The following is a 7544-nucleotide window of genomic DNA, read 5'->3' as shown; positions in this document are numbered from 1 at the left end:
ACCGCGCGACCGTTCTCGGTCACCAGTTCGCCATTGATCAAATGCGGGATAACGCTCATCGAACACTCCTGAATTCTTGTGCGCAGACGCCCGCTACAGACACCTGCTAATTGCATAGCTATATAGAAGGAAAAATCAGTCGAGCTTGTTCAGCACTTCGCCGACCGCGTCGAACAGACGATCAAGGTCTTGCGGCTTGCTGTTGAAGGTTGGGCCGAACTGCAGGGTGTCGCCGCCGAAGCGTACGTAGAACCCGGCTTTCCACAAGGCCATGCCCGCTTCGAAAGGACGCACGATGGCATCACCGTCGCGCCCGGCAATCTGGATCGCGCCGGCCAGGCCGTAGTTGCGGATGTCGATGACGTTCTTCGAGCCTTTCAGGCCGTGCAGCGCGTTTTCGAAATGCGGCGCGACTTCGGCGACGCTCTGCACCAGGTTTTCCTTTTGCAGCAGGTCGAGTGCGGCAAGGCCAGCGGCACAGGCCACCGGGTGTGCCGAATAGGTGTAGCCGTGAGGGAATTCCACGGCGTATTCCGGCGTCGGCTGGTTCATGAAAGTCTGGTAGATCTCGGAGCTGGCAATCACCGCGCCCATCGGGATCGCGCCGTTGGTGACTTGCTTGGCGATACACATCAGGTCCGGGGTTACGCCGAAGCTCTCGGCGCCGAACATCGAACCGGTGCGGCCGAAACCGGTGATCACTTCATCGAACACCAGCAGGATGTTGTGCTGATCGCAGATTTCGCGCAGACGCTTGAGGTAACCCTGTGGCGGAACCAGTACGCCGGCGGACCCGGCCATCGGTTCAACGAACACCGCAGCGATATTGGAAGCGTCGTGCAGTTCGATCAACTTGAGCAGCTCATCGGCCAAAGCAACACCGCCCTGCTCCGGCATGCCGCGGGAAAACGCATTGCTCGCCAGCAGTGTGTGCGGCAGGTGATCGACATCCATCATCGCCTGACCGAACATCTTGCGGTTGCCGTTGACGCCGCCGAGGCTGGTGCCAGCGATATTCACGCCGTGGTAGCCACGGGCGCGGCCGATCATCTTGGTCTTGGTCGCCTGGCCTTTCAGGCGCCAGTAGGCACGGACCATTTTCACCGCAGTATCGGCGCACTCGGAACCAGAGTCGGTGAAGAACACGTGGTTCAGATTGCCCGGGGTCAGTTCAGTGATTTTCTCTGCCAGTTGGAACGACAACGGATGGCCGTACTGGAAACCCGGTGAGTAATCGAGAGTGCCCAGCTGTTTCGCAACGGCTTCCTGAATTTCTTTGCGGGTGTGCCCGGCGCCGCAGGTCCACAGACCGGACAGCGAGTCGTAGATCTTGCGGCCCTTGTCGTCGAACAGCCAGCTGCCTTCAGCGCCGACGATCAGACGCGGGTCGCGTTGAAAGTTGCGGTTGGCGGTGTACGGCATCCAGTGCGCGTCCAGCTTCAGTTGACTGGCCAGTGGCGACGGCGCGTTTTCAGGCATGTTCATCGGGCAAAACCTCGCAGGGCATAAGCGTCAGGGAGATGGAAAGCGTTGTTGCAGCTAAATTGCCACGGCGATAAAGTCGGTGAAATCCAACTCTTCTAACCTTCAGTTAGATCATCGCTAAACAAAGAGAACAAAAAATGAGCAGCCGCCGCGCCGATCCACTGGCTCAGGTCAGTGACTTTGATATCCGTCTGCTGCGGATTTTTCGCAGTGTCGTGGAATGTGGCGGCTTCTCCGCAGCGGAAACAGTGCTCGGCATCGGCCGTTCGGCGATCAGCCAGCAGATGAGCGATCTGGAACAGCGCCTCGGCTTGCGCCTGTGTCAGCGTGGCCGGGCCGGATTTTCCCTGACCGAGGAAGGTCGTGAGGTGTATCAGTCGGCACTACAGCTGTTGAGTGCACTGGAGAGTTTTCGCACTGAGGTCAACGGACTGCACCAACACCTGCGCGGCGAGCTGATCATCGGCCTCACCGACAACCTCGTCACCCTGCCGCACATGCGCATCACCCATGCCCTCGCGCAGTTGAAGGAGCGCGGGCCGGACGTGCAGATCCAGATCCGCATGATTGCGCCGAACGAAGTTGAACAAGGTGTGCTCGACGGGCGCCTGCACGTTGGCGTGGTGCCGCAGGCCAGCGCCTTGTCGGGACTGGTATATCAGCCGTTATACAGCGAGCGTTCGCTGCTGTATTGCGCGGTGGGTCATCCGCTGTTTTACGTCGACGACAAGCAACTCGATGATCAACGCCTCGACAGTCAGGACGCGATTGCGCCGACCTTTCGTTTGCCGGCGGAGATTCAGGCGCACTATCAGGCGCTCAATTGCACTGCCAGTGCTTCGGACCGCGAGGGCATGGCATTTCTGATTCTGACCGGGCGCTACATCGGTTATCTGCCGGATCACTACGCCAGCCTTTGGGTGCAGCAGGGGCGTTTGCGTGCGCTCAAGGCCGGCACGCGTTATTACGATTTGAGTCTGGCATCGGTCACGCGTAAGGGGCGGCGCCCTCATTTGGTGCTGGAAAGTTTCCTGGAGAGTCTGGCCGCGACGCGATAGATAAGCGCGCAGAGCCCAGCCCGGCAGGGCCTCATCGACAGAATCCAGGAATAACCTGAGCAAGTGGACAGGTTTTTGCACAGAAGGGATAACTCTCCTTCAAGAAGCCAAAGCCATGCAGCCAGATTCCGATTCGTCCAGTGAACTGATCTACGGCCTCAACGACCGCCCCAAACCACTCGCCGCCATTCTCGCCGCGCTGCAACACGTGCTCGCGAGTTTCGTCGGCATCATCACCCCGCCACTGGTGATCGGTTCCGCGCTCGGGCTGACCGCGCATCTACCGTACCTGATCAGCATGGCACTGATGGTCTCGGGCGTTGGCACTTTTATCCAGGCGCGGCGACCGTTCGGCATTGGCGCGGGGATGATCTGTCTGCAAGGTACCAGCTTCGCGTTTCTCGGTGCGGTGCTGTCGGCCGGGTTTCTGGTCAAGCAGCGCGGCGGCAGCCCGGAAGATATCCTGGCGATGATTTTCGGCGTGTGCTTTTTCGGCGCAATCGTGCAGATCGTGCTCAGCCGTTTCATCGGTCAGTTGCGCCGAGTGGTCACACCGCTGGTGACCGGCATTGTCATCACGCTGATCGGCATCAGCCTGATCAAGGTCGGCATCACCGATCTGGGTGGCGGCTTCAATGCCCCGGACTTCGGCGCGCCGGGCAATCTGGCCTTGGGCGTGTTCGTGCTGCTGACGATCATTCTGCTCAACCGTTCGAACACGCCTTGGGTACGACTGTCGGCGATCATCATCGGACTGGTGCTCGGCAGTCTCGCTGCGTGGTTCAGCGGAAAATTAGTGCCACAGCCGTTGCCTGACTTGCCGCTGGTGAGTTTTCCTACGCCGTTCAAGTTCGGATTCAACTTCGACTGGACCGCTTTCCTGCCGGTCGCTCTGATTTACCTGATCAGCACCATCGAAACCGTCGGCGACCTCACCGCCAACTGCATGCTCGCCCGCCAACCGATCAGCGGCCCTTCTTATATAAGCCGCTTGCGCGGTGGCGTGCTCGGTGACGGCGTGAGCTGCATGATCGCGGCGACCTTCAGCGCTTTCCCCAACACAACGTTCGCGCAGAACAACGGCGTGATCCAATTGACCGGCGTTGCCAGCCGCTACGTCGGTCTGTACATCGGCGCGATCCTGTTCTGCCTCGGCCTGTTCCCGATGATCGGTGCGGTGCTGCAACAGATTCCGAAACCGGTGCTGGGCGGCGCAACGCTGGTGATGTTCGGCGCAGTGGCGGCGGCGGGCGTACGCATTCTCGCGCAGTCACCGCTGGACCGGCGCAGCATGTTGATCATCGCCACTTCGTTCGGCGTCGGCCTTGGCATCGCCGCGCAACCGAACCTGCTGCACCTGTTGCCGAAACTGGTGCAGAACCTGTTCGACTCGGCGATCACCAGCGGCGGGCTGACGGCAATCGTCCTGTGTCTATTGTTGCCGGAAGGCAAAACTGCTGAGACAAAAAGCCCCGCGTCATTGAACAAGATCGAACAGGCGTAACTGTTTTTCCGCGCTAGGACTTGTCGGATGCCTGTGGGTGCGCTATCAACGCAACTGGTTGCACCCACAGACAATCCCGGAAGTGCCTATGACCTTTGAAGTCCCAGCCCACGGCGGCAAACCCGCCAGCCGCATTCGTCAGAAGAACGAAGAGACCATTCTCAAAGCCGCCGAAGACGAGTTCGCCCGTCACGGGTTCAAAGGCACCAGCATGAACACCATCGCGCAGAATGCCGGGCTGCCCAAGGCCAACCTGCATTACTACTTCACCAACAAGCTCGGTTTGTATGTGGCAGTGCTGAGCAACATCATCGAGTTGTGGGACAGCACCTTCAACACCCTCACTGCCGAGGATGATCCGGCCGAAGCGCTGACCCGCTACATCCGCGCGAAGATGGAATTCTCGCGGCGCCAGCCACAGGCTTCGCGAATCTTCGCCATGGAAGTGATCAGCGGCGGCGAATGCCTGAGCGAATATTTCAATCAGGATTACCGCACCTGGTTCACCGGGCGCGCGGCGGTGTTTCAGGCGTGGATCGATGCGGGCAAAATGGACCCGGTCGACCCGGTGCACCTGATTTTCCTGCTGTGGGGCAGCACTCAGCATTATGCCGACTTCGCCACGCAGATCTGCCGCGTCACCGGGCGCAGCAAGTTGACCAAGCAAGACATGGAAGACGCCGGCAACAACCTGATCCGCATCATTCTCAAAGGCTGCGGCCTCACTCCTTCTCTATAAGACGTTTATGCCTTTCACCCTCAGCGGTTTTTGCGAATACCGCGAAGAGATTCGCAAAAGCCGCTTCATCACTCTGGCGACGCCGATCAGCAGCCCTGCCGATGCACAGGCGTTTTTCGAGCAGCACAGCGATTTGAATGCCACGCACAATTGCTGGGCGTGGAAACTCGGCGCGCAATACCGCAGCACTGACGACGGCGAACCTGGCGGCACCGCAGGGCGCCCTATTCTCGCGGCGATCGAAGCGCAGGACTGCGATCAGGTCGCGGTGCTGGTGATCCGCTGGTACGGCGGCATTCAACTGGGCACCGGCGGCCTGGCCCGGGCCTACGGCGGTGGCGCCAACAAGTGCCTGCAAGCGGCGGAAAAAATCGAGCTGATCAGCCGCGTGCCGCTGAGTTGCGCCTGCGGATTTGCCGAGTTGGCGCTGGTGAAGTTGCGCGTGGCGGATCTCGGTGGATTGGTGGTGGAGGAAAACTTCACGGCCAATGGGGTTGAGTTGAAATTGGCGGTAGGAGAAGCGCAGATCGAAGTGCTGCAAAGTCAGTTGGCGGATCTGAGCCGGGGGCGGATTTTGTTGCAGCGCTAATCCAAGATCAAAAGATCGCAGCCTTCGGCAGCTCCTACAGGGGGATCGCATTCCAATTGTAGGAGCTGCGGAACGCTGCGATCTTTTTGGGGCATTACATGCATTCCATTTTCTGCCGACTTGCCCACATCGGCTGTGCACCCGACTGTGGATAACCTGAGCACACACCGCTGTAACCCTTCTGTCATGCGGCTTTGCGCGATTTGTTCACTTTTCGTTCAATTGATCCGACGAAACGAAAAATCAGCGTAAAAACAGATAGTTAACATCGTTTATCACCATTAGAAGAAAGCATCGCAGTGCTTATGCCCGACCTCGGCGCTTGCGCACAATTACTGTGGAACAACCTGTGGATAAGCCGTTCATGACCGTCGCTGTCGCTGGATCTGCCTAGGCCCCAAGTGATTGCTCGTTTTTTAACCAACGTAGCACGAGCAAAACTGGAGCCTGTTCAATGGCTTTGCGCTGAATTGGTGCTCGATAGAAAGACAAAACGCCCGCTGATGCGCTGCTGTCGGCACTTGCGGACCGGCTCCGCAAGCGTTCCTGACTCAATGGCCAGGAAATTGCTTTATCCACAGGCACAACTCCAAGTCAGTCGAGCCTGTCATGTCCATCGCCCCTTCCCCGCCGCGCCTGCAACTGCGCCAGATCAGCAAACGCTACCCCGGTTGTCTGGCCAACGACGCCATCGACCTGAGCATCGCGCCGGGTGAAATCCATGCCCTGCTCGGTGAAAACGGCGCGGGCAAAAGTACGTTGATGAAGATCATTTACGGGGTCACCCAGTGCGACAGCGGTGAAATGCTCTGGCAGGGGCAGCGCGTGCAGATGCGCAACCCGGCACAGGCGCGGCAGTTGGGCATTGGCATGGTGTTCCAGCATTTCTCCCTGTTCGAAACCCTCAGCGTGGCGCAGAACATTGCCTTGGCGATGGGCGCGGCGGCCGGCACGCCGAAGCAACTGGAACCGAAAATTCGCGAAGTATCGCGGCGTTACGGCATGGCGCTGGAGCCGGAGCGACTTGTCCACAGCCTGTCGATCGGCGAGCGGCAGCGGGTGGAAATCATCCGTTGCCTGATGCAGGACATCCGCCTGTTGATTCTCGACGAGCCGACCTCGGTGCTGACGCCGCAAGAGGCGGACGAATTGTTCATCACCCTGCGGCGCCTTGCCGACGAGGGCTGCAGCATTCTGTTTATCAGCCACAAGCTCGGTGAAGTGCGGGCCTTGTGCCACAGCGCCACGGTGCTGCGCGGCGGTCGGGTAGCCGGGCATTGCCTGCCGGCGCAATGTACGGATCAGCAACTGGCACAACTGATGGTCGGCGAAGCGGCGGCATTGATTGGCGAGTATCCGAAAGTCAGCGGTGGCGCGGCGTTTCTGCAGGTGCAGGGTTTGAGCTGGCACAACCCGGATCCGTTCGGCTGCTCGCTGACAGACATCGACCTGCAAGTGCGCAGCGGTGAAATCGTCGGCATCGCCGGGGTCGCGGGCAATGGTCAGGATGAGCTGCTCGCCCTGCTCAGCGGCGAGCAGCCCTTGCCTCGTGCGCAAGCGGCGACCCTGCGCTTCGCCGAGCGAAACGTCGCTGACCTGCGCCCGGACGCGCGGCGCAAACTCGGTCTGGCCTTCGTGCCGGCCGAACGCCTCGGCCACGGCGCGGTGCCGGAGTTGAGTCTGGCCGATAACGCCCTGCTCAGTGCTTTCCAGCAAGGACTGGTGAGCCACGGGTTGATCCAACGCGGCAAAGTCGAAACCCTCGCGCAGCAGATCATCCAGCGTTTCGGCGTGAAGACCCCGGACACGCAAACCGCTGCGCGCAGCCTGTCCGGCGGCAACCTGCAGAAATTCATCCTCGGCCGGGAAATTCTTCAGCAACCGAAACTGCTGATCGCCGCGCACCCGACCTGGGGCGTCGACGTCGGTGCCGCCGCCACCATCCATCGCGCCTTGATTGCCCTGCGCGATGCCGGCGCGGCGATTCTGGTGATTTCCGAAGACCTCGATGAGCTGTTCCAGATCAGCGATCGCCTCGGCGCGCTATGCGGCGGGCGTCTGTCGGCACTGCAAGACACCGGCCTTACACAACTGAGCGATGTCGGCGCGTGGATGGCCGGCCAGTTCGATCACTCACCTCGCGCCGCTTCGGTTTAACGGAGTTTCAAC

7 protein-coding genes (1 of these 7 running past the window's edge) are annotated in these 7544 nt (G+C 60.1%); 5 read left to right on the top strand and 2 right to left on the bottom strand.

Going from position 1 to position 7544, the window contains the following annotated elements:
• Both AB4O45_RS16760 and aptA read right to left on the bottom strand, forming a co-directional pair.
• Positions 1-59 carry the start of a CoA-acylating methylmalonate-semialdehyde dehydrogenase gene (locus AB4O45_RS16760; protein WP_041479657.1) on the bottom strand. Its footprint begins 1435 nt before the window's first position, so the window shows 59 of its 1494 coding nt (coding positions 1-59); its start codon is at positions 57-59; its stop codon lies beyond the left edge, outside the window.
• Positions 60-135: 76 nt separating this feature from the next.
• A complete protein-coding gene (gene aptA, locus AB4O45_RS16755; RefSeq protein ID WP_150638104.1) occupies positions 136-1485 on the bottom strand; it encodes an omega-aminotransferase AptA in 1350 nt (449 codons plus the stop codon).
• A 137-nt stretch (positions 1486-1622) separates the two neighbouring features.
• Here aptA and AB4O45_RS16750 point away from each other — a divergent pair, with 137 nt between their 5' ends.
• From AB4O45_RS16750 to AB4O45_RS16730, 5 genes are all read left to right on the top strand, one after another.
• Positions 1623-2543 carry a LysR family transcriptional regulator gene (locus tag AB4O45_RS16750; protein ID WP_460160325.1) on the top strand — a complete coding sequence of 307 codons (921 nt, stop codon included), beginning with the start codon at positions 1623-1625 and terminating at the stop codon, positions 2541-2543.
• 115 nt (positions 2544-2658) lie between these two features.
• The gene (locus AB4O45_RS16745) at positions 2659-4047 is read left to right on the top strand and encodes a uracil-xanthine permease family protein (protein ID WP_041479656.1); all 1389 of its coding nucleotides are present in this window, start codon (positions 2659-2661) and stop codon (positions 4045-4047) included.
• 88 nt (positions 4048-4135) lie between these two features.
• Positions 4136-4786 carry a TetR/AcrR family transcriptional regulator gene (locus tag AB4O45_RS16740; protein WP_016771809.1) on the top strand — a complete coding sequence of 217 codons (651 nt, stop codon included), beginning with the start codon at positions 4136-4138 and terminating at the stop codon, positions 4784-4786.
• A gap of 7 nt (positions 4787-4793) precedes the next feature.
• A complete protein-coding gene (locus tag AB4O45_RS16735) occupies positions 4794-5375 on the top strand; it encodes an IMPACT family protein (RefSeq protein ID WP_125917571.1) in 582 nt (193 codons plus the stop codon).
• Between the two features lie 609 nt (positions 5376-5984).
• Positions 5985-7532, top strand: coding sequence for an ABC transporter ATP-binding protein (locus AB4O45_RS16730; RefSeq protein ID WP_460160324.1), 1548 nt, complete (start codon positions 5985-5987; stop codon positions 7530-7532).
• Positions 7533-7544: the final 12 nt, after the last annotated feature.

It is taken from the genome of Pseudomonas sp. S2_B10, from assembly GCF_054668425.1.
This window is presented reverse-complemented; position numbering and strand designations above follow the sequence as displayed.